The organism is Bradyrhizobium agreste, assembly GCF_016031625.1.
Lineage (GTDB): Bacteria > Pseudomonadota > Alphaproteobacteria > Rhizobiales > Xanthobacteraceae > Bradyrhizobium > Bradyrhizobium agreste.
Map to the genome: position 1 here is coordinate 197,005 of NZ_JACCHP010000005.1, position 26,074 is coordinate 223,078.

Genomic DNA, 26,074 nt, shown 5'->3' on the forward strand with positions numbered 1-26,074 from the left:
GCGGCGCCCGGAGAAGGAAAGTGCTCATGACTGATCCGGTCTATCGTCGCGTCGTGATCAAGCTGTCCGGCGAATATCTCGCGGGACAGCAAGGCTTTGGCATCGATCAGCCGACCGTCGACCGGGTTGCGGACGATCTGATCGCCGCCCGCCATCTCGGCACCGAGGTCGCGGTCGTGATCGGCGGCGGCAACATGGTCCGCGGCGTCGAGGTCTCATCCCGCGGGGTGTCGCGCACCACCGGCGACACCATGGGCATGCTTGCCACCATCATGAATTGTCTGGCGCTGGAAGCGGCGATCGAGCGCAAGGGAACGCCGGCACGGACGCTGTCGGCCTTCGTCATGCCCGAGATTTCCGAGCTGTTCACCCGCACTGCGGCGCACAAATACCTGGCCGAGGGCCGGATCGTGCTGCTTGGCGGCGGCACCGGCAATCCGTTCTTCACCACCGACACGACCGCGGTACTGCGGGCCGCCGAGATCGGCGCGCAGGCGGTCCTGAAGGCCACCAATGTCGACGGGGTCTACTCGGCCGATCCGAAGAAGGATCCGACCGCGACGCGGTTCGACCGCCTGACGCATTCGCAGGCGATCGAGGGCGATTACAGGGTGATGGATGCGACCGCCTTCGCGCTTGCCCGCGAGACATCGCTGCCTATCATCGTATTCTCGATCGCGGAGCCGGGCTCGATCGGCGCGATTCTGCGTGGCGTCGGCCGCGGAACCATCGTCGCCGGCTGACGGCTCATCTGGCGCGCCGAAAGGGACGGCGCGGGGCGGTCGCCGGGATTTTGAAGGAGAAACGTGATGGCCACGGGTAATTTCGACCTCAACGAAGTAAAACGCCGCATGCAGGGCGCCGTCCAGTCCCTCAAGCACGAGCTCGGCGGGCTGCGCACGGGACGCGCCTCCGCCTCGATGCTCGATCCGGTGCAGGTCGAGGCCTATGGCAGCCACATGCCGCTCAATCAGCTCGCCACCGTCAGCGTGCCGGAGCCGCGGCTGATCTCGGTGCAGGTCTGGGACAAGTCGATGGTCAAGGCCGTCGAGAAGGCGATCGTCGATTCCAATCTCGGTCTGTCGCCCGCGACCGAGGGCCAGGTGCTGCGCCTGCGCATTCCCGAGCTCAACGAGGAACGCCGCAAGGAGCTGGTGAAGGTCGCGCACAAATATGCCGAAGCGGCCAAGGTCGCCGCGCGCCATGTCCGCCGCGACGGTCTCGACGTGCTCAAGAAGCTCGAGAAGAATCACGAAATGTCGGAGGACGATCAGAAGCGACACGCCGACGAGGTGCAGAAGGCGACCGACGGCACCATCGCCGAGATCGACCAGTTGCTGGCCGCCAAGGAAAAAGAAATCCTCACCGTTTAAGGCATCGCCTTCATGTCCAACGCCGCCGCGCCCGCAACGGAAGGACCTGACAGGTCCGAGGCGCCTGCGCATGTCGCCATCATCATGGACGGCAACGGGCGTTGGGCAGCCGCGCGCGGTCTGCCGCGTGCGGAAGGGCATCGCCGCGGCGTCGACGCGCTGCGCCGCGTGGTGCGCGCCTCGCACGAGCTCGGCATCCGCTATCTCACCATCTTCTCGTTCTCGTCGGAGAACTGGTCGCGCCCGGCGAGCGAGATCGGCGACCTGTTCGGCCTGCTGCGGCGCTTCATCCGCAACGACCTGGCGAGCCTGCATCGCGACGGCGTCAAGGTCCGCATCATCGGCGAGCGCGAGGGGCTCGAGAGCGACATCTGCGCGTTGCTGAACGAGGCCGAGGAGCTGACGCGCGACAACACGCGCCTGACGCTCGTCGTCGCCTTCAACTACGGCTCGCGGCAGGAGATCGCGAAAGCGGCGCAGAAGCTGGCCCGCGAGGTCGCGGAGGGCAGGCGCGATCCGGCCACGATCGACGCCGAGACGCTCGGCGCGCATCTCGATGCGCCCGATATCCCCGATCCCGATCTCATCATCCGCACCAGCGGCGAGCAGCGCCTGTCCAACTTCCTGATGTGGCAGGCCGCCTATAGCGAGCTGGTGTTCGTGCCGATGCATTGGCCCGACTTCGACAAGGCGGCGTTGGAAAGCGCGATCGCCGAATTTGGCAGGCGCGAGCGCCGTTTCGGCGGCCTGGTCGCGAAGACCGCCTCGTGAACGAACCCGATGCTGCACCGGCGGGCGCCAAGCCTGCCCCGAGCAATCTGGTGATGCGGGTCCTCGCAGCACTGGTGCTGGCGCCGCTGGCCATCGCGATCGCCTATGCCGGGGGGTGGCTGTGGGCGCTTCTCGTCACCCTGGTCTCGATCGGGCTGTTCGCGGAATGGCTGATGGTGGTCGGCGCTGGATCGGCCGTGCTGACCGGGGCAGGGACGGTCGTGATCGCCATGATGGGAGCCTCCGTCGCTTTCGGCGCGCTCAAGACCTCCGTCGTCACCGGCCTCATCGGCGGTGCCATCGTGACGCTGATCGCCCGAGGCAAGTTCTTGTGGGCGGCCAGCGGGTTCGCCTATGCGGCGGCGGCGCTGCTGGCCTCGATCCTGCTGCGCAAGGATCTCGTCAACGGCTTCTCAGCGCTGATGTTCGTGTTGCTCGTGGTGTGGGCGACCGACATCGGCGGCTATTTCGCCGGACGCAGCATTGGCGGTCCGAAATTATGGCCGCGCGTGAGCCCGAAAAAGACCTGGGCCGGCGCGCTCGGCGGCTTTGCGGCGAGCCTTGCGGTCGCGGCCGGCTTTGCCGCCTGCGGGATCGGAAAGCCGGTTCCACTGCTGCTCGTCGGCGCCGTCCTGTCGGTGGTGTCGCAGCTCGGCGATCTCTTCGAATCCGCCGTGAAACGGCGCTTCGGTGTCAAGGATTCCAGTCACTTAATTCCCGGCCATGGCGGGCTTATGGACCGTCTGGACGGTTTTGTCGCCGCCATCCTGGCGGCCTGGATTATCGGCTTTTTCCGCCATGGTGTGCATAGCGCCGGAAGCGGTCTTATGGTTTGGTGATGATATGAGCGCCGTTCCCTTGCGTAACAACAGGCTTGCTGCGTCCGACATTCGCAGCGTCACGGTCCTCGGTGCCACCGGCTCGATCGGCGACAGCACGATGGATCTCTTGCGCGCCTCGCCCGAGCGCTACCGTGTCGAGGCGCTGACGGCGAACGGCAACGTCGCAGCGCTGGCCAAGCTCGCCAAGGAATTCAACGCCCGCTATGTCGCGATCGCCGACGCCTCCAAGCTCGCCGAGCTCAAGGCTGCGCTCGCGGGCACGAGCACCGAATGCGGCGCCGGCGAAAGCGCGGTGATCGAGGCCGGCGCGCGTCCGGCTGACTGGGTGATGGCGGCGGTGAGCGGCGCTGCCGGGCTGAAGCCGGCGCTTGCCGCGGTCGATCGCGGCGCGCATGTCGCGCTCGCCAACAAGGAGTGCCTGGTCTGCGCCGGCGACTTCTTCATGCAGCGTGCGGCAAAAGCGGGCGCCTGCATCCTGCCGGCCGATTCCGAGCACAACGCGCTGTTCCAGGCGCTGAGCTCAGGCAATCGCGACGAGCTCGTCCGCGTCATCATCACGGCCTCCGGCGGTCCGTTCCGGACCTGGAAGCCCGTAGACATCGAGCAGGCGACGCTCGAGCAGGCCCTGAAGCATCCGAACTGGAGCATGGGCCAGAAGATCACGATCGATTCGGCCTCCATGATGAACAAGGGGCTCGAAGTGATCGAGGCCTCCTATCTGTTCGCGCTCTCGCCGGACGAGATCGACGTGCTGGTGCATCCGCAGTCGATCATTCACGGCATGGTCGAGTTTTCCGACTGCTCGGTTGTGGCCCAGCTTGGCGCGCCCGACATGAGGACGCCGATCGCCCATTGCCTCGGCTGGCCCGATCGCATCAAGGGCCCGGCGGCCAAGCTCGACCTCGCCAAGATCGGCCAGCTGACCTTCGAAGCGCCGGACTTCGAGCGCTTCCCGGGACTGCGGCTCGCCTACGAATCGCTCCGGACCGGGAAGGGCGCGACCACCGTCTACAACGCTGCCAACGAGGTCGCGGTGGCCGCCTTCATCGCCGGCAAGATCCGGTTCGGCGCGATTGCCCGGCTGGTTGAGGCGACCCTCGAGGATTGGATCAAAGGCGGCAACCAGGCGCCCCTGACCTCCGCCGACGATGCAATCTCTGTTGACCATGTTGCGCGAAATAGGGCTGCCGCCCTATTGCCTCAAATTGCCTTAAAGGCATCCTAGTTGGTTCGGACCAGGGCCTTGCGGCGCTGGGTGAGGGAATTCGATGATCGATTTTTTCGTCCATAGTTTCAATACGTTGAGCAATGGGCTCCTCGGCTACGCGGTTCCCTTCCTGTTCGTCCTGACCATTGTCGTGTTCTTCCACGAGCTCGGCCATTTCCTGGTCGCGCGCTGGGCGGGCGTGCGCGTGTTGACCTTTTCGCTCGGCTTCGGCCCCGAACTGGTCGGCTTCAACGACCGCCAAGGCACCCGCTGGAAGATCTCGGCGATCCCACTCGGCGGCTACGTCAAGTTCTTCGGCGACGAGAGCGAGGCCTCGACCCCGTCGGCCCAGACGCTGGCGGCCATGTCGGCCGAGGAGCGCGCCGGCAGCTTCCACCACAAGAAGGTCGGCCCCCGGGCGGCGATCGTCGCGGCCGGACCGATCGCCAATTTCATCCTGGGCGCGCTGATCTTCGCCGGAATGGCGCTCTATTACGGCAAGCCGAGCACGATCGCCCGGGTCGATGGTGTGGTCGCTGACGGCGCGGCGGCCGCCGCCGGCTTCAAGGTCGGCGACGTCGTCGTCCAGATCGATGGCAAGCCGATCGAGAGCTTTGCCGACATGCAGCGAATCGTTGCGATGAACGCCGGTTCGGCGCTTACCTTCCAGGTGAAGCGCGACGGCGCCCTCGTCTCGTTGACGGCGACACCGGCGCTGCTGGAGCGCAAGGACCCGTTCGGCAACAGCCACCGGCTCGGCGTTCTCGGTGTCGAGCACAAGTCGCAGGCCGGTGAGGCCTCGACCACCCCGGTCGGGATCGGTGAAGCGCTCAAGATCGGCGTCGAGCAGGTCTGGTTCATCATCACCAGCACCTTCAAGTTCCTGGGCTCCCTGTTCGTCGGCCACGGCAATCCGAACGAGGTCAGCGGCGTCCTGGGAATCGCGAAAATGTCGGGGCAGGCGGCCAGCGCCGGGTTCCAGTTCGTGATCAATCTCTGCGCGGTGCTGTCGGTCTCGATCGGCCTTTTGAACCTGTTCCCGATCCCGCTGCTCGATGGCGGCCACCTGATGTTCTATGCGGCCGAGGTGGTCCGGGGCCGGCCCCTGTCCGAGCGGACCCAGGAAATGGGGTTCCGAATCGGGCTTGGCCTCGTACTGATGTTGATGGTGTTTGCGACCTACAACGACATCCTGCGGATGGCCGCTTCCTGATAGGGGCTTTTTTGTGGCGTTGCTGTTGAGCAACGTCTTGCAATGAAATTGAAATTACGGCGCTTTCGGCCGTTTGCGGCGTCGGGGAAATTGGCTACAAGCGGCCTGAACTTGGGGAATCTCCGGACCGGCGTTGGGGTTGGGTCTGGCACGGAATGATAAGGGCGCGTTGCGCGATGAAGTTTGGACTGCGACTCCGGGGGGGCTTGCTCGCAACCCTGATCTTGTTCGGCGCGCCGGTGGTTGCCCCGGTTGGGGCTGTTTTCGTGTCTTCGTCTGCGCTCGCTCAGACCGTTCAGTCGATTACCGTCCAGGGGAATCGCCGCGTCGAGGTGGAGACGATCCGGTCCTATTTCAAGCCGGGTCCCGGCGGCCGGCTGGATCAGGCCGCCATCGACGACGGCCTCAAGGCGTTGATCGAGACCGGCCTGTTCCAGGACGTCCGGATCAACCGCGGTTCCGGCGGCCAGCTCATCGTCTCCGTGGTTGAAAACCCGGTGATCGGCCGCATCGCCTTCGAGGGCAACAAGAAGATCAAGGACGAGCAGCTCACCGCTGAGGTCCAGTCCAAGGCGCGCGGCACCTTCTCCCGCGCCATGGTGCAGTCCGACACGCTCCGGATCGCCGAAATCTACCGCCGCTCCGGCCGCTACGACGTTCGCGTGACGCCCGAAATCATCGAGCAGCCGAACAATCGCGTCGACCTGATCTTCACGATCGAAGAGGGCGTCAAGACCGGGGTCAAGTCGATCGAGTTCGTCGGCAACAATGCCTTCTCGTCTTACCGCCTTCGCGACGTGATCAAGACGCGCGAAACCAATCTGCTGAGCTTTCTCGGCAGCGGCGACGTCTACGATCCCGACCGCGTCGAAGCCGATCGCGATCTGATCCGCCGATTCTACCTCAAGAACGGCTTCGCCGACGTGCAGGTCGTCGCGGCGCTCACCGAGTACGATCCGGAGAAGAAGGGCTTCAACGTCACCTTCAAGATCGAGGAAGGCGCACAATACCGTGTCGGCTCGGTCGATTTCCGCAGCTCCATTCCGAACTTCGATCCGAGCTCGATGCGCGGCTATTCGCGCGTCAATGTCGGCTCGCTCTACAACGTCGAATCGGTCGAGAAGTCGGTCGAGGAGATGCAGATCGAGGCCTCCCGCCGCGGCTATGCCTTCGCCGTAGTCCGGCCCGGCGGCGACCGCAACTTCGAAGCGCACACCGTGTCCGTCGTGTTCAACATCGACGAGGGCCCGCGCACCTATATCGAGCGCATCAACCTGCGCGGCAACACCCGCACGCGCGACTACGTGATCCGCCGCGAGTTCGACATCTCGGAAGGCGATGCCTACAATCGCGCGCTGGTCGACCGTGCCGAGCGGCGCCTGAAGAACCTCGACTATTTCAAGAACGTGAAGATCACGACCGAGCCGGGCTCGTCGAGCGACCGCGTCATCCTGATCGTCGACATGGAAGAAAAATCGACCGGCGACTTCTCGGTCTCGGGCGGTTATTCCACCACCGACGGTGCGCTGGCCGAAGTCTCGATCGCCGAGCGCAACCTGCTCGGTCGCGGCCTGTTCGCCAAGGCTTCGGTGACCTATGGCCAGTATGCGCGCGGCTATTCGCTGTCGTTCGTCGAGCCGTATCTGCTCGACTACCGCGTCGCGCTCGGCCTCGACCTCTATCAGCGTGAGCAGAAGTCCAACAGCTACATCTCCTACGGCACCAAGACGCTCGGCTTCTCGCCGCGCCTCGGCTTCTCCTTGCGTGAAGATCTCGCGCTCCAGCTGCGCTACTCGGTCTATCGGCAGGAGATCACGCTGCCGAGCTATTTGGCCAACTGTAACAACGACCCGCTCTCATCGGCGTTCAACCCCAGTCCGGCCTATTCGGCGCTGACAGGTACCCCCTTGGCCGCGTCCACCAACGGCCTCGGGTGCTACAACGATGGCGAAGCCTCACTGCCGGTGCGCAAGGAGCTCGCCAACGGCAAGACGCTGACCTCGGCGCTCGGCTACACGCTGACCTACAACACGCTCGACAACAACAAGAACCCGACCGACGGTCTGCTCGTCGACTTCCGGCAGGACTTCGCCGGCGTCGGCGGCGACGTCTCCTATCTGAAGTCGGTCGTCGACGCGAAGTACTACACCCCGCTCGTCTCCGACATCGTCGGCCTCGTCCGCGTGCAAGGCGGCATGCTGAACAAGATCGGCAGCGATCTGCGCATGCTCGACCACTTCCAGATGGGCCCGAACCTCGTCCGTGGCTTTGCCCCGAACGGCATCGGTCCGCGCGATCTGAACCCGTTCGGCACGCAGGATGCGCTCGGCGGCACCAAGTACTGGGGTGCTTCGTTCGAATTGCAGATGCCGTTCTGGTTCCTGCCCAAGGAAGTGGGTCTGAAGGGCGCGGTCTATGCCGACGCCGGCGGCCTCTACGACTACAGGGGACCGACGAGCTGGACCGCCACCAACGAGGTCAACACACCGGGCTGTATCCCGTCGACCATCAATCCCTCGAGCACGGGGACCTGCACAGGTCTCGTGTATGACGACAGCAAGGTCGTCCGCTCGTCGGTCGGTGTCGGCGTGATCTGGCAGTCGCCGTTCGGACCGCTGCGCTTCGACTACGCCGTGCCGCTCAGCAAGGGCAAGTACGACCGCACGCAGGAATTCCGGTTCGGCGGCGGCACCACGTTCTAGTTCGATCAGCACGGCACGATCCGGATCACCGGAGCCGGTTTCCGAAAGGGATCGTGCCGATCCAAGATATGGGGCATGATGCGGCCTGACCGCTTCATGCCGAAGCCGGACCGCGGCGGGGTGGAATGGCGCAGCCGACCTTCTTCACAAAGCCGCCTGCCGCAGCGTTGGCCGACATTGCCACACTGACCAAGGCGCAGCTTGTCGATCCCGCCAGGGGCGGCCACGTCATCACGGGCCTTGCTTCGCTCGACGAAGCGGGCCCGATGCATCTGGCGTTCTTCGACAACCTCAAATATGCCGATCAGCTCAGGGCGACCAGGGCGGGGGCCTGTCTGGTCAGTCCGCGCTTCGAGGCCGAGGTGCCCGAACACGTGGCCGTGCTGCGGGTGGCGCAGCCATTCCGCGCCTTCGTCCGAATCGCGCGGGAATGGCACGCCGACGCGCTGCGGCCGCAATCCTGGGTCGGCAACGACGGTATCGCGCCGTCGGCCATCATCGATCCCACGGCTCGGCTCGAGGACGGCGTGATCGTCGACGCCCTGGCCGTGATTGGCCCGGACGTCGAGATCGGCTGCGGCACCGTGATCGGCGTCGGAGCGGTGATCGGTCCCGGCGTCAAGATCGGCCGGGATTGCAATGTCGGCGCCCGGACCGCGATCCAGTGCGCCCTGATCGGCAACAACGTGCTGATCCATCCCGGCTGCTCCATCGGCCAGGACGGCTACGGCTTCATCTTCTTCGGCCCTGAAGGCCATCTGAAGGTGCCGCAGACCGGACGCGTGCTGATCCAGAACGACGTCGAGGTCGGGGCCAACACCACGATCGATCGGGGGTCCCTGCGCGACACCGTGATCGGCGAGGGGACCAAAATCGACAATCAGGTCCAGATCGGCCACAATGTGACGATCGGCCGGCACTGCCTGCTCGCGGCCCAGATCGGCCTCGCCGGCAGCCTGACCATCGGCGACAACGTGGCGCTCGGAGCGAAGGTTGGCATCAACAATCACCTCAAGATCGGCGACGGGGCGCAGGTGACGGCGATGAGCGCGGTCAAGGACGACATCCCGCCGGGCGGCCGCTGGGGCGGGCATTTCGCCAAGCCGACCAAGCAATGGTTCAAGGAGATCATCGCGGTGGAGCGCCTGGTACGCGACAGCAAGGCCGATCCGAAGGACGAGGGACGGGAATGACGGCGGAATCACCTGTTAAGTTCGAGCTGGTGGACATCAACGCGATCCTGCAGACGCTGCCGCACCGCTTTCCGATGCTGCTGATCGACCGCGTGATCAACATTCGCGCCGATTACAGCGGCATCGGCATCAAGAACGTCACCTTCAACGAGCCGGCGTTCCAGGGGCATTTCCCCGAGCGTCCGGTCTATCCCGGCGTCATGATGATCGAGGCGATGGCGCAGACTGCTGGCGTGATCGGCATCAAGTCGGTCGAGGGCACCGAGAAGCCGCGGGCGGTCTACTTTCTCACCATCGACAAGTGCAAGTTTCGCAAGCCGGTGCTGCCGGGCGATACGATCGAGTATCACATGCGCTCGCTCGGCCGCCGCAAGACCATGTGGTGGTTTCACGGCGATGCCAAGGTCAACGGTCAGGTCGTCGCTGAAGCCGACGTCGGCGCAATGCTGACGGACTGAGACGGCTCGGCGAATAGCGAATAGGGAATGGCGAGTAGTCCACTTTCCATTCGCTACTCCCTATTCGCCATTCGCCTTGAAATGCGCCGAGATGATACGTCACTGGACAGATCGGGCATAGTCGCGCTAACCAGCCGAAAACCCGAGCGACTTCAATACATAACCAGACCTTCTTGACGAGTAAGATTGGCTTGATGAGTAAGATCGACCCCACCGCGCGGGTGGAAGACGGCGCCGTGATCGGCGAAGGCACCGAGATCGGGCCTTTTTGCATCATCGGCCGCAACGCCCGGATCGGGGCCAATTGCAAGCTGATCGGACAGGTCACCGTCATCGGGCATACCACGGTCGGCGATTCCTGCGTCATCTCGCCGTTCGCGGTGCTCGGTGGCGCGCCGCAGGACCTTAGCTACAAGGGCGAGCCGACTACGCTCGAGATCGGCTCCGGCAACGTCATCCGCGAAGGCGCCACGATGAATGTCGGCACCATCAAGGGTGGAGGGCTGACACGCGTCGGCAACGGCGGCTATTTCATGAACAATAGCCATGTCGGCCATGACTGCATGGTCGGCGATAACGTGATCTTCGCGACCTCGGCGACGCTCGGCGGGCACTGCGAGATCGGCGATGCCGTCTACATCGGCGGCCTGTCCGCGGTGCATCAGTTCACGCGCATCGGCCCATACGTGATGGTCGGCGGGGTGTGTGGCGTGCGTGACGACGTCATCCCGTACGGGCTGGTCAATGGTCAGTACGCGGTGCTGGAGAGCCTCAACCTGATCGGCATGAAGCGCCGCAAGTTCACCAAGCAGCGCCTCGCCACCGTGCGCGCGTTCTACCAAAAACTCTTCCATGGCCCCGGCACCTTCGCCGAGCGGCTGGAAGCGACGCGGCCGCTGGCGGGCGAGGATCCCGCCATCGCCGAAATCCTCGACTTCATCGGCAAGGGCAAGCGCCCGCTCTGTCTTCCCGCCATCGCGAAGTGATGTTGGGATGGCCGCGGGCACGACATCGGCGGCTTTGCAGGTCTCGTCACCGGTCGGCATCGTCGCCGGCGGCGGCGCCATGCCGTTCGCGGTCGCCGACTCGCTCGCCGCGCGCGGCATCACCCCGGTGCTGTTTCCCCTCCGAGGGGCTTGCGATCCGGTGCAGGTCGAAAAATTCCGGCATCGCTGGATTTCGGTCGGCCAGCTCGGTCGCGCGATGCGGCTGTTCCGCGAGGAGGGCTGCCGCGACCTGATCTTCATCGGCACATTGGTGCGGCCTTCGCTGTCCGAGATCCGGTTCGACTTCAAGACGCTGCGCCTGCTCGGCAACGTCATCCGCGCCTTCCGCGGCGGCGACGATCATCTGCTGTCGGGTGTCGGCCGCATCCTCGAGCAGGACGGCTTCCGCATGGTTGGCATCAAGGACATTGCGCCGGATCTGTTGATGCCCGAGGGCTGCATCAGCCGGGCCTGGCCGAGCGAGGCCAGCAAGAGCGACATCGCGCGCGGGCGGGCGGTGCTGACCGCGCTCGGTCCGTTCGACATAGGCCAGGCTGCGGTCGTGATCGACGGCCACGTGGTGGCGGTCGAGGACATCGAGGGCACCGACGCGCTGCTCGCGCGCGTCGCGCGGCTGCGCGAGGAGGGCCGCATCCGCGCCCCCACCGGGCGCGGCGTGCTGGTGAAGGCGCCGAAGAGCGGCCAGGACCTGCGCTTCGACCTGCCGACGATCGGTCCGCGCACCATCGAGGGCGTCGCGGCCGCCGGCCTTGCCGGCATCGCCGTCATCGCGGGCAACACCGTCGCCGCCGAGCCGCAGGCGATGATCGCGCTTGCGGATGCGAAGTATCTCTTCGTCATCGGCCTGCCCGCGTGATGTCGCGTGATCCCCAGCGCAAGATCTTCCTGATCGCGACGGAGGAATCCGGCGACCGGCTCGGCAGCGCCCTGATGAAGGTGCTGCGCCAGCGCCTAGGCGACGGCGTGCAGTTCGTCGGCGTCGGCGGCCGCACCATGGCGCGCGAGGGCCTGGAATCGCTGTTTCCCATCGAGGAGCTATCGATCGTCGGGTTTGCCGCGGTGGTGCAGCAATTGCCGAAGATCCTGCGGCTGATCCGGCAGACGGCCGATGCCGTGACCGAGGCCGCGCCCGACGCGCTCGTCATCATCGACAGCCCCGACTTCACCCACCGCGTCGCCCGCCGCGTGCGCTCGCGCAGTCCCGCGATCCCGATCGTCGATTACGTTTCGCCGCAGCTGTGGGCATGGCGGCCGGGACGGGCGCGGACCATGCGCGGCTATGTCGACCACGTGCTCGGCCTGCTGCCGTTCGAGCCGGAGGAATACCGCAAGCTCGGCGGGCCGCCCTGCAGCTATGTCGGCCATCCCCTGATCGAGCAATTGGGCTCGCTGCGGCCGAGTGCGGAGGAGAAGAAGCGCCGCGACGCTGACCCCCCGGTGCTGCTGGTGCTGCCCGGCAGCCGCCGCAGCGAGGTCAGGCATCATCTCGACGTGTTCGGCGCAACGCTTGGCCGCTTAAGGGGTGAGGGCTGCGCGTTCGAATTGATGCTGCCGACCATGCCGCATCTCGAAGCCACCATCCGCGAAGGCACCGCGAGCTGGCCGGTCCAGCCGCAAATCGTGATCGGCGAGAACGAGAGGCGTGCGGCCTTCCGCATCGCGCATGTCGCGCTGGCGAAATCCGGCACGGTGACGCTCGAGCTCGCGCTATCAGGCATTCCGATGGTGACGGCCTATCGCGTCGGCGCCGTCGAGGCCTTCATCCTGCGCCGCGCGATCCGCGTCTCCTCGGTGATCCTCGCCAATCTCGTGATCGGCAAGGATGTCATTCCGGAGTATCTGCAGGAGGACTGCACGCCGGAGAAACTGGCACCTGCGCTGTCCGCGCTGCTGAAGGATTCGCCGCTCCGCCGCGCGCAGGTCGAGGCCTTCGCCAAGCTCGATCAGATCATGTCGACCGGCAACGCGTCACCCAGCGTACTCGCCGCCGACATCGTGCTCGCAACGATGCGCCACGGCCGGCGAACGAGTTAGGGTGTGTACGGACGCAGAGCGCGCTCCAAGTGTTCTATTTCGGAGTGCCCGTCTGGCCCGAACCGGTGGTCTGCCCACTTCCCGGCCGGCCCGGAGGATTCGCCGAAGCGGCCGGCTTATCCTGATCGGCCACGTATCCGGATTCTCCGGAGTTGCGGGTCTTGATGCCCTTGTCCGCATCGCGCTGCATCTGCTCGTTGGGCTGGCCAGCCTTGAGGCCTTGGTCTACATCGCGGTTCATCTCCTCCTTGGTTTGCTCACTGGGTGCGGCCTTTTGCTCTTGGGCCGTTGCTTGGAAGGTCATTGTGCTTCCGGCAACTACAATCAATGCGAGAAGTGCTGTTCGCATGTTTGTCCTCCATCGCTTGCTCCGGCCCCTAAACGCGCGAACCTCCCAAGGTTTCCTAGTTCCAATCGCTATTGTCGAAAGTCACGTCTTGCGATCAGGAGGGTTGCACTCAAGACGCCGATTGGTCCAGCGGCATGCATTGATGTGTGTGTGTGTGCGTCTCACTCGGACAACAATGCGGACCCGAAACGATTTTTATGAGCACCCGCTCTACGCAAGTCCGCCATCCACCCGAAAACACTGGCTGGTGATGCGCTGGCTTTCGTCGGATGCAAGGAACAGCGCCATGTTGGCGATGTCCTCGGGCGTCACCGCATCGGGCACCGCCTGGCGCGAGCGCATCTCGGCGATGACCCGATCGTCCGGATACCACAACCGGCGCTGGCGCTCGGTGATCACCATGCCCGGCGCGATCGCGTTGACGCGGATGCGGTCGGGACCGACCGACCGCGCCAGCGAGTTGGTGAAGCCGACGATCGCTGCTTTCGCCGCGGCATAGACCGGCAGCGCCGGCGCGCCGCGCATCCAGGCGATCGAGGACATGTTGATGATGGAGCCGCCGCCGCGCGCCTGCATCTGCGGCACCACCGCTTGCGCTGCGAAGAAGACGTGCTTGAGATTGACGCCGATCATCCAGTCGAACTCGGCCGGCGTCACCTCGGCGAGAACCTGACGCTGATCGTTGGCGGCGTTGTTGACGAGAACGGCGGCATTGCCGAGCGAACGGTGGGCCTCCGCCATCGCCGCGCGCAAGGCATCGATGTCGAGGAGATCGCAGGGCACGAACTGCGGCGCGGGCCCGGACGAAGCCGCAATCTCCCGCGCCAGGGCTTCGCCGGCGCCTCTATCGATGTCGAGGAAGGCGACCCGGGCGCCTTGGCCCGCGAAGGCCCGGACGAAGGCGGCGCCGATGCCGCTGGCGCCTCCGGTGATCAAGACCACGCGGCCCGCAAGGCTGGAATAGGTCGTCTTCGTCATGCGATCAGTCGCTCCGTCTCGGGGTCGAATAGGCAGATGCGGCGGGTGTCGAGGGCGAAGGCGGCAGACGTGCCGGGCGCGGGGCGGATATCCGGCGAGACCCGCGCCATCGCGGGCTCGCCGCCGAGCCGCAGCAGCACCATGGTCTCGGCACCGGTCGGCTCGACCAGCTCCACCGGCGCCTCGACCAGGACAGGCGCTTCTCTGGAAAACGTGCGGCTGCCTTCGGCAATGCATTCCGGCCTGATTCCGAACACCACCTTGCGCCCGACAAAGGGTGCTGCGGCGTCATACCCCCTCAGGCGCAGACGAAGCTCGTCGGGCCGTCCCGCGCCGATCACGACGACCGGGCCGTCATTTTCGGCCTCGAGCCGCGCCGGCATGGTGTTCATCGGCGGCGAGCCCATGAAGCGCGCGACGAACAGATTGGCGGGATAGCGATACACGGTGTCGGGATCGGCGAATTGCTGCACGCTGCCCTGATGCATCACGGCGATCCGTGTCGCCATCGTCATCGCCTCGATCTGGTCGTGGGTGACGTAGACGATGGTGGCGCCGATGCGCTGGTGCAGGCGCTTGATCTCCATCCGCATCTCGACGCGCAGCTTGGCATCGAGATTGGAGAGCGGTTCGTCGAACAGGAAGAGCAGGGGATTGCGCACCAGCGCGCGCCCCATCGCCACGCGCTGGCGCTGGCCGCCGGACAATTGCGACGGCTTGCGGCCGAGCAGCGGCTCGATCTGGAGCAGCTTTGCGACATTCGCGACCGCAGCGTCCTGCTCGGCCTTGGGAACGTGACGGCATTCCATGCCGAAGGTGATGTTCTGGCGCACGGTCATCGAGGGATAGAGCGCGTAGGACTGGAACACCATGGCGATGTCGCGGTCCTTCGGCGCGACGTCGTTGACGACGCGGCCGCCGATTTCGATCGTTCCCGCGCTCGGCCGGTCGAGCCCGGCGACGATGTTGAGCAGCGTGGACTTGCCGCAGCCGGACGGGCCCACCAGCACGGTGAACTCGCCGCTCTCGATGTCGAGCGCGATGTCCTTCAGAACCTCCAGATTGGCGTAGCGCTTGGACAGGGCGCGAATGCTCAGTGCTGCCATGACAACTCCATCATTTCACGGCCCCGGCAGTCAGGCCGCGGACGAAGTACTTGCCGCCGAGAAGGTAGATCAACAGCGTGGGCAGCGCGGCGATGATCACCGCTGCGCTCTGCACGCCATGCTGCGGGATATCGGCGACCGCGGCGGACAGCGCGATGAGGGCAGCGGTGACGGGCTGCTGCTGGCCGGTGGTGAACGTCACGCCATAGAGGAACTCGTTCCAGATATGGGTGAACTGCCAGATCACCGTGACGATCAGGATCGGTCCCGAGAGCGGCAGGATGATGCGCCAGAAGATGCGGAAGAAGCCCGCGCCGTCGATGCGCGCGGCCCTGATCAATTCATGGGGAATGGCGACATAATAGTTGCGGCAGAACAGCGTGGTGAAGGAGAGCCCCTGAATGGTGTGAATCAGCACGAGGCCCGTGAGCGTGTTGATGAGGCCGATGTCCCGCAGCACGATGGTCCAGGGCAACAGGCGCATCTGCTGGGGGAGGAACAGGCCGAGCGTCACGATGCCGTAGATCCAGTTGTCGCCGCGAAAGCGCCAGAGCGACACGGCGTAGCCGGCGATTGCGCCGAGCAGGGTCGAGATGATCGTCGCCGGAATCGTGACCAGCGCGGAGTTCAGCATGTAGGGCCGGATGCCGGCGCAGGTCTCGGCGACACAGAAACCGCTCCAGGCTGCGGCGTAGTTGCTCCAGGCCAGATGCTGCGGCCAGCCGATCATCGATCCCTGCGCGATCTCCTCGTTGGTCCGGAGCGAGTTCAGCACCACAACGACGAGAGGCGCGAGCCAGGCTGCGGCGATCAGGGCAACGGCGAGATAGATCAAGATCCGGCTTGGTGCGAAGCTGCGATCAGGCATGGGCGGCCCGCCGTCGCTGGACATATCGCCACGCCGCATAGGGCAGCAGCACGGCGAGAAGAATGAGCAACATCAGCACGGCCGCCGCTGCGCCGCGGCCGAGCAGGCTGCGCTGGAACATCAGGTCGTAGACGACGAGTGCCGGCAGCTGGGTCGCAATCCCCGGTCCGCCATTGGTGAGCGCGCGCACGAGATCGAAGGTCGAGATCGCGAACTGCAACTGGATCACCACGACGGTAACGGTGATCGGCCACAGCGACGGCAGGATGATGCGCCGGTAGGTTCGGACCGGACCCGCGCCGTCGATCTGCGCGGCCTTGATGATGTCGCTGTCGACGGAGCGAAGGCCGGCGAGGAACAGCGCCATGGCAAAGCCCGACGATTGCCAGATCGCAGCGATGACGATGGTCCAGATCGCCATGTCGCGGTCGATCAGCCAGTCGAACTTGAAGGAGGTCCAGCCGAGGTCGTGGATCAGCTTCTGGATCCCGAGGCCAGGATTGAGCAGCCAGCTCCAGACCGTGCCGGTGACGACGAACGACACCGCGAGGGGATAGAGGAAAATAGATCGCAGTACGTTCTCGCCGCGAATGCGCTGATCGAGCAGGATCGCGAGAATGAGGCCGGTCGCTGCGCTCAGCAGCACGAAGGCGCTGCCGAACAGCAAGAGATTGTCGAAGGCGATCTGCCAGTTGCGTGAGGCTGCGACCGCGGAATAATTGCGCAAGCCGACCCAGCCCGCAACGGGAACGAGCGTGGACGGCGTGAACGAGATCCAGATCGTCCATAGCGAAAACGAGACGAGGTGCGCGGCGGAGAGCAGCAGCGGCACCCAGATCATCAGATATTCGGGTAGCCGGCGCACCCATTCAGGAAGCGCCGGCCGGCCCGGTCTCATCGTGGCGGCATTGCTCAACGCGCGCCCTCGACGGCCTCGGCGAGGCGCATGGCGGCCTGCTCCGGCTTGATCGTCTTGTTCTTCACGTACTCGGTGATCACGTCGATCATCGCTGCCGTCATGCCGTTTTCCTGCGCCATGTTGTGCGCCATGCTGAGGACGGCCTGATTGCTGGCGATGGCGTCCTTCAGGGCCTTTGCGGTCGTTCGTTGCCCCTCGGACCAGCCTTCGCCGGACAGATCGACATCGGTGCGCACCGGAATCGATCCCGTGATCTGCGAATACATGGTCTGGATTGCCGGATCCATGACGAGCTGGGCCATCAGCGTCTGGCCGGCCTGCAGGTCGGGCTCCTTGCGCTGCCAGAAGATGAAGGCATCGGCATTCAACAGGAAGACCGGCTTGCCGTTGTCGCTCGGGCCTGGCGCAATCATGAAGTCCTCGAGCTTGAAGCCGGCATTGCGCAATACGCCCTGGGCCCAGCCGCCCATGATCATCATGCCCATGTCGCCGTCGATGAAGCGCTTCAGGTTGGTCGAAAAATGTTGGGCGCCGACGTTGGGATCCATCCAGTCCGCGATCTTGCGCACCTGGACGAACGCGGCCTTGATCTCGGGACCCTCGAGGGCCTTCTTTTCCAGATTCATGATGGCGGCGCGATAGGCGAGGGGACTGATGCCCGCGAGAGCCGCCTCGAATTTCTGTCCGTCGTCCGGGCGGGTGCCGCCGTTGGCGATAGGGAAGGCCACGTCGCCCGTCTTCATCTTTTCGGCGAGGTCGTTGAAGTCGGCCCAGGTGACAGGGACCTTGTCCGCCTTGGCCTTGTCCATCGCGCGTTTGGACAGGAACAGCATGTTGGTGCTGTAGATCTGCAGCGGTAGCGCAATCCATTTGCCGCCAGGCTTGTGCAGTTTTGCAAGGTCCGGCGCGACGACCTTCTCATAGCCGGCGGCCGCGACGAGCGCGTCGAGATTGACGGTCGGGGCAATCTTCGACCAGGCGGCAATCTCGGGACCCTTGAGCTGCGAGCAGGCAGGCGGATCACCGGCCATGATCTGCGCCCGCAGCTTGTTCATCATCTCGGTGGTGAAGCCGGGGACGGGCGAGTGCTGCCAGACACCGCCTTTCTCCTCGAATTTCTTGCCGAGCGCCGTGATGGCGGCCCCATCGCTGCCCGCCGACCATTGCGAGATCGCGGTTAGTCGCGGCTTGGCCGTGCCTTGCGCGCGGGCAAAGGCCGGAAATGCGAGCGCGGCAGCGGATCCAGCGAGCAGACGACGCCTTGTTGTTGTGATCGGCATGGCAGTTCCTCCCGGTGTGAAATCTTTCGCCCTTGCGGGCCATTCAGGCTCAGCGCATGTCAGGCCGCCTCCGTCGACGCCGCGGGCATACCGCCGCGGCTGGCAAGGCAGAAGGCGGCGAAGGCGAGCGCAGCCTGCGGGTCGTTGCCCGTCGACGGCGGCACGAAGGCGAGCGAGACCTGCGCCAATTCGCGTCCGCCCAGCAGGCAGGCGTCGATCCCGTCGACCAGTGCTTTTCGATCCTCTTCAGAGAGAAGCGACGGCCAGCCGCTGATCGCAACGCCGCCGCAGGGCTTGACGTTCAGCGTGTTGCCGATCGCAAGGCCAAGCCGGAACAGCCGCCGGCGCAATTCCTGCCGCACGCGCGATGAGATCGGGACCGTGTTCACCCATTCGTTGCCGAGCTGAAGCAGCTCGGCTTCGGACACGCCGAGAAGCTCGGCCAGCGCCGGAATCGACGCATAGGCCTCGACGCAGCCATGATGTCCGCAGCGGCAGCGCGGTCCGTCAGGCCCGAACACCATGTGGCCGAGCTCGATCGGCTGCAGGGCATCCGCCTCGGCCGGATTATCCATCCAGGCGCCGGCGACGCCATGGCTGACGAGCACGAACAGATGCGTGTCGTTGAACGGATAGTTTTCCGTGCGGCAGCAGTGAAAGGTGGCATGCGCGACGACCGAATTGGTGAATTCAATCGGCACGCCCGCGAACATCTCGCCGAACATGTCGCTGATGCGAGCGAGGTCGCAGGGAATGATCGGGTTGACCGAAATGCTGAGGCGGCCGAGGCCGGGAATCGAGACGCCGATCTGCGACAGGGTGATCCGGCGGCGCCGCGTCCAGTCGCGCAGCAACGTCATCGCTTCGCGAAACGCCCGGCCAACGGTCTCGACATTCGGCGTCTTCGGCAGCGGCACGCGCTCGGTGTAGTGCAATTCGCCCGACAGGCCACCGACACCGACACTGAGCCGCTGCGCCGTCAGCTCGAAGGCCGCCAGCGCCACCGCGCCGTCGAGCGACACGAGGCCCGTCGGGCCGCCGACGTAAGGGGCAGGGCGCCGTATTTCCTCGATCAGGCCTTCGGCCTTCAAGTCAAGCAGGATGCGCGACAGGCTCGCTTCCGACAGGCGCACGGCCTTGGCCAGAGGCGGACGAAACGAGCCGCCCGACTGAAGCAGATGAGTCAAAATGGCAGCGCGTGTCTGCCGCCGACTTCTCGGCTGCTCCGGCATTTCCATCTCTGTCGTCATTCTTACTTAGTGTAAGAATTTGCGCGCGAAGCGTTTCGGCTGTCAAGCATCGGTGAGCGAGATGACCCGACTTGTTGTTGTGCGCGGCAGCATGGATGAGTTGCGCGATCCGCCTCGCAAACGAAAAACGGCGCCATCTTGCGATGGCGCCGCTTCGAAAGCCGTGATGGCCTGACCTCAGCGCTTGTCGATCGGCACGTAGTCGCGCTTGGCGACACCGGTGTAGAGCTGGCGCGGACGGCCGATCTTCTGATGCGGATCCTCGATCATCTCGCTCCACTGGCTGATCCAGCCGACGGTGCGGGCGACTGCGAACAGCACGGTGAACATCGAGACCGGGAAGCCCATCGCCTTCAGCGTGATGCCCGAATAGAAGTCGACGTTCGGGTAGAGCTTGCGCTCGATGAAGTACTGGTCGCTGAGCGCGATCTTCTCGAGCTCCATCGCCACCTTCAGCATCGGATCGTCGCCATGGCCGGTCTCCTTGAGCACGGCGTGACACATCTTCTGCATGATCTTGGCGCGCGGATCGTAGTTCTTGTAGACCCGGTGGCCGAAGCCCATCAGGCGGACTTCAGAGTTCTTGTCCTTCACCTTGGCGATGAACTCGGGGATCTTGTCGACCGTGCCGATCTGATAGAGCATGTTCAGCGCGGCCTCGTTGGCGCCGCCGTGGGCCGGGCCCCAGAGGCAGGCGATGCCGGCTGCGATGCAGGCGAACGGGTTGGCGCCCGAGGAGCCGGCGATGCGCACCGTCGAGGTCGAGGCGTTCTGCTCGTGGTCGGCGTGCAGGATGAAGATCTTCTCCAGCGCGTCGGCGAGCACCGGGCTGATCTTGTAGTCCTCGCAGGGCACCGCAAAGCACATGTTCAGGAAGTTCTCGGCAAAGCCGAGCGAGTTCTTCGGATACACGAAGGGCTGGCCGACGGTGTACTTGTAGGCCATCGCAGCCAGCGTCGGGATCTTCGCGATCATGCGCATGGAGGCGATCATGCGCTGCTTCGGATCGTTGATGTCGGTGGAGTCGTGATAGAACGCGGCGAGCGCGCCGACGGCCGCAACCATGATCGCCATCGGATGAGCGTCGCGGCGGAAGCCCTGGAAGAAGCGGGCCATCTGCTCGTGCACCATCGTGTGATGGGTTACGCGATAGTCGAAATCCTTCTTCTGCGCGGCGGTCGGCAGGTTCCCGTAGAGCAGAAGGTAGCAGGTCTCCAGGAAGTCGCCGTGCTCGGCGAGCTGCTCGATCGGATAGCCGCGGTATTCCAGCACGCCGGCGTCGCCGTCGATATAGGTGATCTTGGACTGGCAGCTCGCGGTCGAGGTGAAGCCCGGATCGTAGGTGAACAGGCCGGACTGGCCATAGAGCTTGCCGATATCGATGACGTCAGGCCCGACGCTGCCGCTGAGGATCGGGAGATCGAAATTCTTGTTTCCGACCGTCAGCGTCGCGGTCTTTGGGCTTTCTTTTGCGTCCATCAGAGGTCCCCGATGTGTGGTGAAACGGGCCGGAGCCGGAGTCCCCCAAGGGAGAAAATGGGGCAGGCCGGATGTTCCAGAATGTACGGGGGAGATGGGTATATTATTGCTATGTGCGCTGCAAGATGGCCACTCGCATGCTCGACTTACGTCGTAGACTGGTCCTCGAGCCGGGCGAGGCTCTCCTGGCGTCCGAGGACGTCCAAAACCTCAAATATACCAGGCGACGTCGTCCGTCCGGTGAGCGCCGCCCTAAGCGGCTGGGCGACCGCGCCGAGCTTGAGACTATTTTCCTCGGCAAAGGCGCGCAGCGCGGCCTCGGTGGTGGCGCCGCTCCACGTCTCGACTTTCTCCAGCGCGGAATGTAGCTGGCCGATCAGCTTGCGGTTTTCGGGCGTCAGCAGCGCCTGCGCCTTGGGATCGGGCGCCAGCGGCCGGTCGGCGAAGATGAAATGGGCGCCGTCGATCAGCTCGATCAACGTCTTGGCGCGCTCCTTCAGGGCCGGCATGGCCTTGAGCAGCTGCGCGCGCGTGGTGTCGTTCAACTTGGCCTTAATCTCGTCGCGGCTCGGCACGATGTGGTCGAGCACGTCCTCGAACATCCTCACGAGCGATTGATCGTCGGCCTGGCGGATGTAGTGGCCGTTGAGGTTTTCCAGCTTGGCAAAATCGAAGCGGGCGGCGGCGCGGCCGACGCTGGCGAGATCGAACGCTTCGATCATCTCCTCGGTCGAGAAGATCTCCTGGTCGCCATGGCTCCAGCCGAGCCGGACGAGGTAGTTGCGCAGCGCCGCCGGGAGGTAGCCCATGGCGCGGTAGGCATCGACGCCGAGTGCGCCGTGCCGCTTGGACAGTTTCGAGCCGTCCGGGCCGTGGATCAGGGGGATGTGGGACATGCTCGGCAGCGCCCAGCCCATCGCATCGTAGATCTGCTTCTGGCGGGCGGCGTTGATCAAATGGTCGTCGCCGCGGATCACGTGGGTGACGCCCATATCGTGGTCGTCGACCACCACGGCGAGCATGTAGGTCGGGTTGCCATCGCCCCGCAGCAGGACGAGATCGTCGAGGTTCTCGTTCTGCCAGACCACGCGGCCCTGGACCTGGTCCTCGATCACGGTCTCGCCGGTCTGCGGCGCGCGCAGGCGGATGGTGGGCTTGACGTCGCCCGGAGCCGTCGCCGGGTCGCGGTCGCGCCACATGCCGTCATAGAGGCGGGTGCGCCCCTCGCTGCGCGCCTTCTCGCGCATGGCGGCGAGCTCCTCGGCGGTGGCGTAGCAACGGTAGGCCTTGCCGTCGGCCAGCAGCTGCTCGGCGACCTCGCGGTGGCGGGCGGCGCGGGCGAACTGGTAGATGACCTCGCCGTCCCAGCCGAGCTCCAGCCACTTCAGCCCATCAAGGATGGCGCCGATAGCGGCTTCCGTGGAACGCTCCCGGTCGGTGTCCTCGATCCGGAGCAGCATCTTGCCGCCGTGCTTCTTGGCGTAAAGCCAGTTGAACAGCGCCGTGCGGGCGCCCCCGATATGGAGGAAGCCGGTCGGCGAGGGAGCAAAGCGCGTGACGACGGAATCGGACATTCTTGGCAGGGCCTATGCATTGGAGGCGGTGGTGTATAGCAGGAACGGGACATAACTAAAGGGCGACGGCGGACCTGACAGGCCTTGCTTAAGCTCTTGGCGCGGCCACGCGAATTTGGCAGAAGAACCGCTGATTTCCCTACAGGATTTTCGTAATGACAGAACCGGTGGCAGCTGAGGTTGGGCGCGATTTCATTCGTGACATCATCCAGGCCGACCTCGACCAGGGCAAGTACAAGGAGATCGTGACCCGGTTCCCGCCGGAGCCGAACGGCTATTTGCACATCGGCCACGCCAAGGCGATCGCACTCAACTTCGGCATCGCCCAGGAGTTTCCCGGCCGCTGCCACTTGCGCTTCGACGACACCAACCCGGTCAAGGAAGAGCAGGAATATATCGATTCCATCCAGGCCGACGTGCGCTGGCTCGGCTTCGACTGGGGCAAGAACCTGTTCTTCGCTTCGGACTATTTCGACCAGCTCTACGAATGGGCGGAGAAGCTGATCCGCGACGGCCTCGCCTATGTCGACGACCAGACCCAGGAGGAGATCCGCACCTCGCGCGGCACGCTGACCGAGCCCGGCAAGAACTCGCCGTTCCGCGACCGCAGCGTGGAGGAGAACCTCGACCTGTTCCGCCGCATGAAGGCCGGCGAATTCCCCAACGGCGCACGCGTGCTGCGGGCCAAGATCGACATGGCCGCGGGCAACATCAACCTGCGCGATCCCGTGCTGTACCGCATCCTGCATGCGCATCATCCGCGCACCGGCAACGCATGGTGCATCTATCCGAGCTACGACTATGCCCACGGCCAGTCGGACGCAATCGAAGGCATCACGCACTCGATCTGCACGCTGGAGTTCGAGGACCACCGGCCGCTCTACGACTGGTTCATCGAGAAGCTGCCGGTGCCGTCGCAACCGCACCAGTATGAATTCGCGCGGCTCAACCTGACCTACACGCTGCTGTCCAAGCGGGTGCTGACCCAGCTCGTCCGCGACGGCCATGTCGCGGGCTGGGACGATCCGCGCATGCCGACCATGGCCGGCATGCGCCGCCGCGGCGTGCCGCCGGCGGCCCTGCGCGAGTTCGTCAAGCGCATCGGCGTCGCCAAAGCCAACAGCGTCGTCGATGTCGGCATGCTGGAATTCTGCATCCGCGAGGAGCTGAACCGCACGGCGCAGCGGCGCATGGCGGTCTTGAGGCCGCTCAAGGTCGTGATCGAGAATTATCCGGAAGGGCAGACCGAGGAGCTCGAGGCGATCAATCATCCGGACGATGCATCGGCCGGTACGCGGAAAATCACGTTCGGCCGCGAGCTCTATATCGAGCAGGACGATTTCATGGAGAACCCGCCGAAGAAGTTCTTCCGCCTGTCGCCGGGCAACGAGGTGCGGCTGCGTTACGCCTATTTCGTCAAGTGCACGGGCGTGATCAAGAACGACAAGGGCGAAGTGGTGGAGCTGCGCTGCACCTATGATCCCGCGACCAAGGGCGGCAATGCGCCCGACGGTCGCAAGGTCAAGGCCACCATGCACTGGCTGCCGGCGGCGGCCTCCAAGCCGGCGGAGATCCGCATCTACAACCAGCTGTTCGCCAATCCGAGCCCGGATGCTTCGAATTTCGCGGCCGATCTCAACCCGAACTCGCTGGAGATCCTCGCCGATGCGCGGGTCGAGGCGTCAGTTGCGGAGAGCAATTCGACCGACCCGATGCAGTTCGAGCGCCAGGGCTATTTCGTGCGCGACAAGGACTCGACGCCGGACAAGCCGGTGTTCTCGCGCACCATCGGCCTGCGCGATACTTTCGCGAAGGAAGTCGCGAAAGGCTGAGGCGAGGGCATGAGCAGCGAAGCCGACGCCATCGTTTCCGCCATCATCGCGAAATGGTGCGCCGGCTTCGCGACGCTCGATGCGGCCGCGCTGTCATCGCTCTATGCGAGGAACGCGTTCTTCTTCGGCTCCAACCCGAAGCTTTATCGCGGCCGAGATGGCGTCGCCGACTATTTCAATGGCCTGCCACGCTGGCGAAGGCCGAGCGCGACCTTCTCCGAGGTGAACGCCGCGCAGGCCGGCCCTGACCTGATCAACATGGCCGCGACCATCACGTTCGATCTCGCCGGCGAGCGGGACGATCTCGTCGTGAAGATGAGCTGGGTCATCATCCGCGAGGAAGACGACTGGAGGATCGTCAATCACCATGCTTCGGCCAAGGCGCCGCTGATCTAGCGCCGGAGGCGTACTTCATCGCATCCGCTTTCATCCGGTCGCTACAGCTTGTAGCCGATCTTTCTCAGGAGGTCCTTCCGCCACGCAATGTCGGCGTCGGTCTCGATACCCAGCGGTGAGGCGCCATCCACTATGCCGAGCACGCCACGGCCGAGCTCGGTTTGCGCGACGATCACCTGCGTGGCGTTGGCCGTCGCGCAGTAGATGCGGCAGACCTCCGGCACCGAGCGCACGGCAACCAGGACGTTGACCGGAAAGAAGCCGTCGCCCAGAAAGATCAGAAAAGTGTGGCCGGCGCCGATGGCCAATGCGTTGTTGCGGGCGTGGGTGAGGGCCGCTTCGTCATTGCCCGACCAGCGCACCAGCCGCTTGCCGGAGGCTTCGCAGAAGGCGATCCCGAAGCGGATGCCCGGAACCGTGCCAACGAGCGCCTCGTGGAGGTCTTCCACGGTCTTGATGAAATGCGACTGACCGAAGATGAAGTTGGCCGCGTCCGGCTTGACGATGGGTACGACGGTGAGTTCCATGGCCGCGCTCCTCCAGGAGAGGACGATTCATGTTAGGCCGACGGAAAGCGATTGTCAGCCGCCGCCCGAGCCGCTTCGTGGAACCGGCGGACTCGCTCCAGGTCCTTGGCGTGCGAACCGTCCTGATCCGTCTTCGTCTTGGAGTCGACGCCTGCCGGGCGGACAGCTTGGATCGCTCCTGCGACGTTGTCCGGTCCGAGGCCGCCTGCGAGGACGACCGGAATACGGACAACGTCCACGATGCGGCGACTGATATTCCAATCATGCGTCACGCCGAGCGCGCCGATCTGCTTGTCGGTGGATCGATAACTGTCGAGCAGCAGAAAGTCTGCAATGCCGACGTAGCTCTCGGCAATCGCGACGCTTTCCTCGGAGAACACCGGTATGCTTCTCATCACGACGATCCCGGGCAACATGCGTTTGAGCGAAGCAACATCTTGCGGGGAAAGCAGTTCGGCGCTGGCTCCCAAATGGACGATTGCGGGGTTGAGCTCGCGCGCCCAAGACGCAATCAAGGAAAGATCCCGGGTCAGAAACAGTGCCGAGAATTTCGATGGCGGTACAATTGCCGCGCCGATCCTGGAAGCCGCCGAGATCGGCAGTTCGCGCGGAAATTGGCCGTCTCCGACGAGCACGCCGATATGATCGACGCCAATGGCCGAAAGTGCTGACGCCTCTTCGGGGGTGGAGATTTCATAGATCTGGGTCAACATCGG

General features: G+C 64.7%; 25 protein-coding genes. 14 read left to right on the top strand and 11 right to left on the bottom strand.

The genetic code is table 11. The annotated features are described in order from the left end of the window. Window positions 1–26: 26 nt before the first annotated feature. The 12 genes from pyrH (at window position 27) to lpxB (ending at window position 12,800) form a co-directional block, all read left to right on the top strand. Window positions 27–743 (top strand): UMP kinase, encoded by a 717-nt coding sequence (pyrH, locus tag HZZ13_RS09430; protein WP_197959341.1) that lies wholly within the window; start codon window positions 27–29, stop codon window positions 741–743. Window positions 744–809: 66 nt separating this feature from the next. Next, entirely contained in the window at window positions 810–1,373 is a 564-nt protein-coding gene (frr, locus tag HZZ13_RS09435; RefSeq protein ID WP_027575609.1) for a ribosome recycling factor, read from the top strand. 12 nt (window positions 1,374–1,385) lie between these two features. Then, window positions 1,386–2,144: an isoprenyl transferase gene (locus HZZ13_RS09440; RefSeq protein ID WP_197959342.1), complete on the top strand. Its 759-nt coding sequence runs from the start codon at window positions 1,386–1,388 to the stop codon at window positions 2,142–2,144. Further along, window positions 2,141–2,983, top strand: coding sequence for a phosphatidate cytidylyltransferase (locus HZZ13_RS09445; RefSeq protein ID WP_197959343.1), 843 nt, complete (start codon window positions 2,141–2,143; stop codon window positions 2,981–2,983). Before HZZ13_RS09440 ends, HZZ13_RS09445 begins: the two co-directional genes overlap by 4 nt. A gap of 4 nt (window positions 2,984–2,987) precedes the next feature. Then, window positions 2,988–4,211, top strand: coding sequence for a 1-deoxy-D-xylulose-5-phosphate reductoisomerase (gene dxr, locus HZZ13_RS09450; RefSeq protein WP_197959344.1), 1,224 nt, complete (start codon window positions 2,988–2,990; stop codon window positions 4,209–4,211). Window positions 4,212–4,254: 43 nt separating this feature from the next. Beyond that, window positions 4,255–5,406 (top strand): RIP metalloprotease RseP, encoded by a 1,152-nt coding sequence (gene rseP, locus HZZ13_RS09455; RefSeq protein WP_197959345.1) that lies wholly within the window; start codon window positions 4,255–4,257, stop codon window positions 5,404–5,406. Window positions 5,407–5,582: 176 nt separating this feature from the next. After that, window positions 5,583–8,108, top strand: a complete 2,526-nt coding sequence (gene bamA / locus HZZ13_RS09460) for an outer membrane protein assembly factor BamA (RefSeq protein ID WP_197959346.1) — start codon at window positions 5,583–5,585, stop codon at window positions 8,106–8,108. 125 nt (window positions 8,109–8,233) lie between these two features. Further along, window positions 8,234–9,301 carry a UDP-3-O-(3-hydroxymyristoyl)glucosamine N-acyltransferase gene (gene lpxD, locus HZZ13_RS09465; protein WP_197959347.1) on the top strand — a complete coding sequence of 356 codons (1,068 nt, stop codon included), beginning with the start codon at window positions 8,234–8,236 and terminating at the stop codon, window positions 9,299–9,301. Further along, the gene (gene fabZ, locus HZZ13_RS09470) at window positions 9,298–9,759 is read left to right on the top strand and encodes a 3-hydroxyacyl-ACP dehydratase FabZ (RefSeq protein WP_036010015.1); all 462 of its coding nucleotides are present in this window, start codon (window positions 9,298–9,300) and stop codon (window positions 9,757–9,759) included. Before lpxD ends, fabZ begins: the two co-directional genes overlap by 4 nt. Before the next feature lie 194 nt (window positions 9,760–9,953). Beyond that, a complete protein-coding gene (gene lpxA / locus HZZ13_RS09475; protein ID WP_197959348.1) occupies window positions 9,954–10,745 on the top strand; it encodes an acyl-ACP--UDP-N-acetylglucosamine O-acyltransferase in 792 nt (263 codons plus the stop codon). A gap of 7 nt (window positions 10,746–10,752) precedes the next feature. Then, window positions 10,753–11,622 carry an LpxI family protein gene (locus HZZ13_RS09480; RefSeq protein WP_197959349.1) on the top strand — a complete coding sequence of 290 codons (870 nt, stop codon included), beginning with the start codon at window positions 10,753–10,755 and terminating at the stop codon, window positions 11,620–11,622. Next, window positions 11,622–12,800 carry a lipid-A-disaccharide synthase gene (gene lpxB / locus HZZ13_RS09485; RefSeq protein WP_197959350.1) on the top strand — a complete coding sequence of 393 codons (1,179 nt, stop codon included), beginning with the start codon at window positions 11,622–11,624 and terminating at the stop codon, window positions 12,798–12,800. The genes HZZ13_RS09480 and lpxB overlap by 1 nt, the downstream gene beginning before the upstream one ends. Window positions 12,801–12,834: 34 nt before the next feature. Here the strand turns inward: lpxB and HZZ13_RS09490 are convergent, their stop codons facing one another. From HZZ13_RS09490 to gltX, 9 genes are all read right to left on the bottom strand, one after another. Then, window positions 12,835–13,104, bottom strand: a complete 270-nt coding sequence (locus HZZ13_RS09490) for a hypothetical protein (RefSeq protein WP_197959351.1) — start codon at window positions 13,102–13,104, stop codon at window positions 12,835–12,837. Between the two features lie 255 nt (window positions 13,105–13,359). Continuing rightward, complete coding sequence (locus tag HZZ13_RS09495; RefSeq protein ID WP_197959352.1) at window positions 13,360–14,127, bottom strand: SDR family NAD(P)-dependent oxidoreductase; 768 nt, start codon at window positions 14,125–14,127, stop codon at window positions 13,360–13,362. Continuing rightward, the gene (locus HZZ13_RS09500) at window positions 14,124–15,233 is read right to left on the bottom strand and encodes an ABC transporter ATP-binding protein (protein ID WP_197959353.1); all 1,110 of its coding nucleotides are present in this window, start codon (window positions 15,231–15,233) and stop codon (window positions 14,124–14,126) included. The genes HZZ13_RS09495 and HZZ13_RS09500 overlap by 4 nt, the downstream gene beginning before the upstream one ends. 10 nt (window positions 15,234–15,243) lie before the next feature. Continuing rightward, entirely contained in the window at window positions 15,244–16,101 is an 858-nt protein-coding gene (locus HZZ13_RS09505; RefSeq protein WP_197959354.1) for a carbohydrate ABC transporter permease, read from the bottom strand. Next, window positions 16,094–16,999, bottom strand: coding sequence for a carbohydrate ABC transporter permease (locus HZZ13_RS09510; protein WP_376707026.1), 906 nt, complete (start codon window positions 16,997–16,999; stop codon window positions 16,094–16,096). Before HZZ13_RS09510 ends, HZZ13_RS09505 begins: the two co-directional genes overlap by 8 nt. 14 nt (window positions 17,000–17,013) lie before the next feature. Further along, window positions 17,014–18,300 (bottom strand): ABC transporter substrate-binding protein, encoded by a 1,287-nt coding sequence (locus HZZ13_RS09515; protein WP_197959356.1) that lies wholly within the window; start codon window positions 18,298–18,300, stop codon window positions 17,014–17,016. Window positions 18,301–18,359: 59 nt separating this feature from the next. Further along, entirely contained in the window at window positions 18,360–19,538 is a 1,179-nt protein-coding gene (locus tag HZZ13_RS09520; RefSeq protein WP_197959490.1) for an ROK family transcriptional regulator, read from the bottom strand. A gap of 189 nt (window positions 19,539–19,727) precedes the next feature. Next, window positions 19,728–21,029 (bottom strand): citrate synthase, encoded by a 1,302-nt coding sequence (gltA, locus tag HZZ13_RS09525; protein ID WP_197959357.1) that lies wholly within the window; start codon window positions 21,027–21,029, stop codon window positions 19,728–19,730. A gap of 146 nt (window positions 21,030–21,175) precedes the next feature. Continuing rightward, complete coding sequence (gene gltX / locus HZZ13_RS09530) at window positions 21,176–22,603, bottom strand: glutamate--tRNA ligase (protein ID WP_197959358.1); 1,428 nt, start codon at window positions 22,601–22,603, stop codon at window positions 21,176–21,178. Window positions 22,604–22,758: 155 nt separating this feature from the next. On the opposite strand from gltX, the gene HZZ13_RS09535 reads away from it, so the two are divergent. Then, window positions 22,759–24,435 (top strand): glutamine--tRNA ligase/YqeY domain fusion protein, encoded by a 1,677-nt coding sequence (locus tag HZZ13_RS09535; RefSeq protein WP_197959359.1) that lies wholly within the window; start codon window positions 22,759–22,761, stop codon window positions 24,433–24,435. 9 nt (window positions 24,436–24,444) lie between these two features. Beyond that, window positions 24,445–24,831, top strand: a complete 387-nt coding sequence (locus HZZ13_RS09540; protein ID WP_197959360.1) for a nuclear transport factor 2 family protein — start codon at window positions 24,445–24,447, stop codon at window positions 24,829–24,831. A 41-nt stretch (window positions 24,832–24,872) separates the two neighbouring features. Here HZZ13_RS09540 and HZZ13_RS09545 read toward each other — a convergent pair whose 3' ends face one another. Further along, window positions 24,873–25,358, bottom strand: a complete 486-nt coding sequence (locus tag HZZ13_RS09545; protein ID WP_197959361.1) for an adenosine-specific kinase — start codon at window positions 25,356–25,358, stop codon at window positions 24,873–24,875. A 32-nt stretch (window positions 25,359–25,390) separates the two neighbouring features. Beyond that, window positions 25,391–26,071 carry a phosphoribosylanthranilate isomerase gene (locus tag HZZ13_RS09550; protein ID WP_197959362.1) on the bottom strand — a complete coding sequence of 227 codons (681 nt, stop codon included), beginning with the start codon at window positions 26,069–26,071 and terminating at the stop codon, window positions 25,391–25,393. Between the last annotated feature and the right edge of the window lie 3 nt (window positions 26,072–26,074).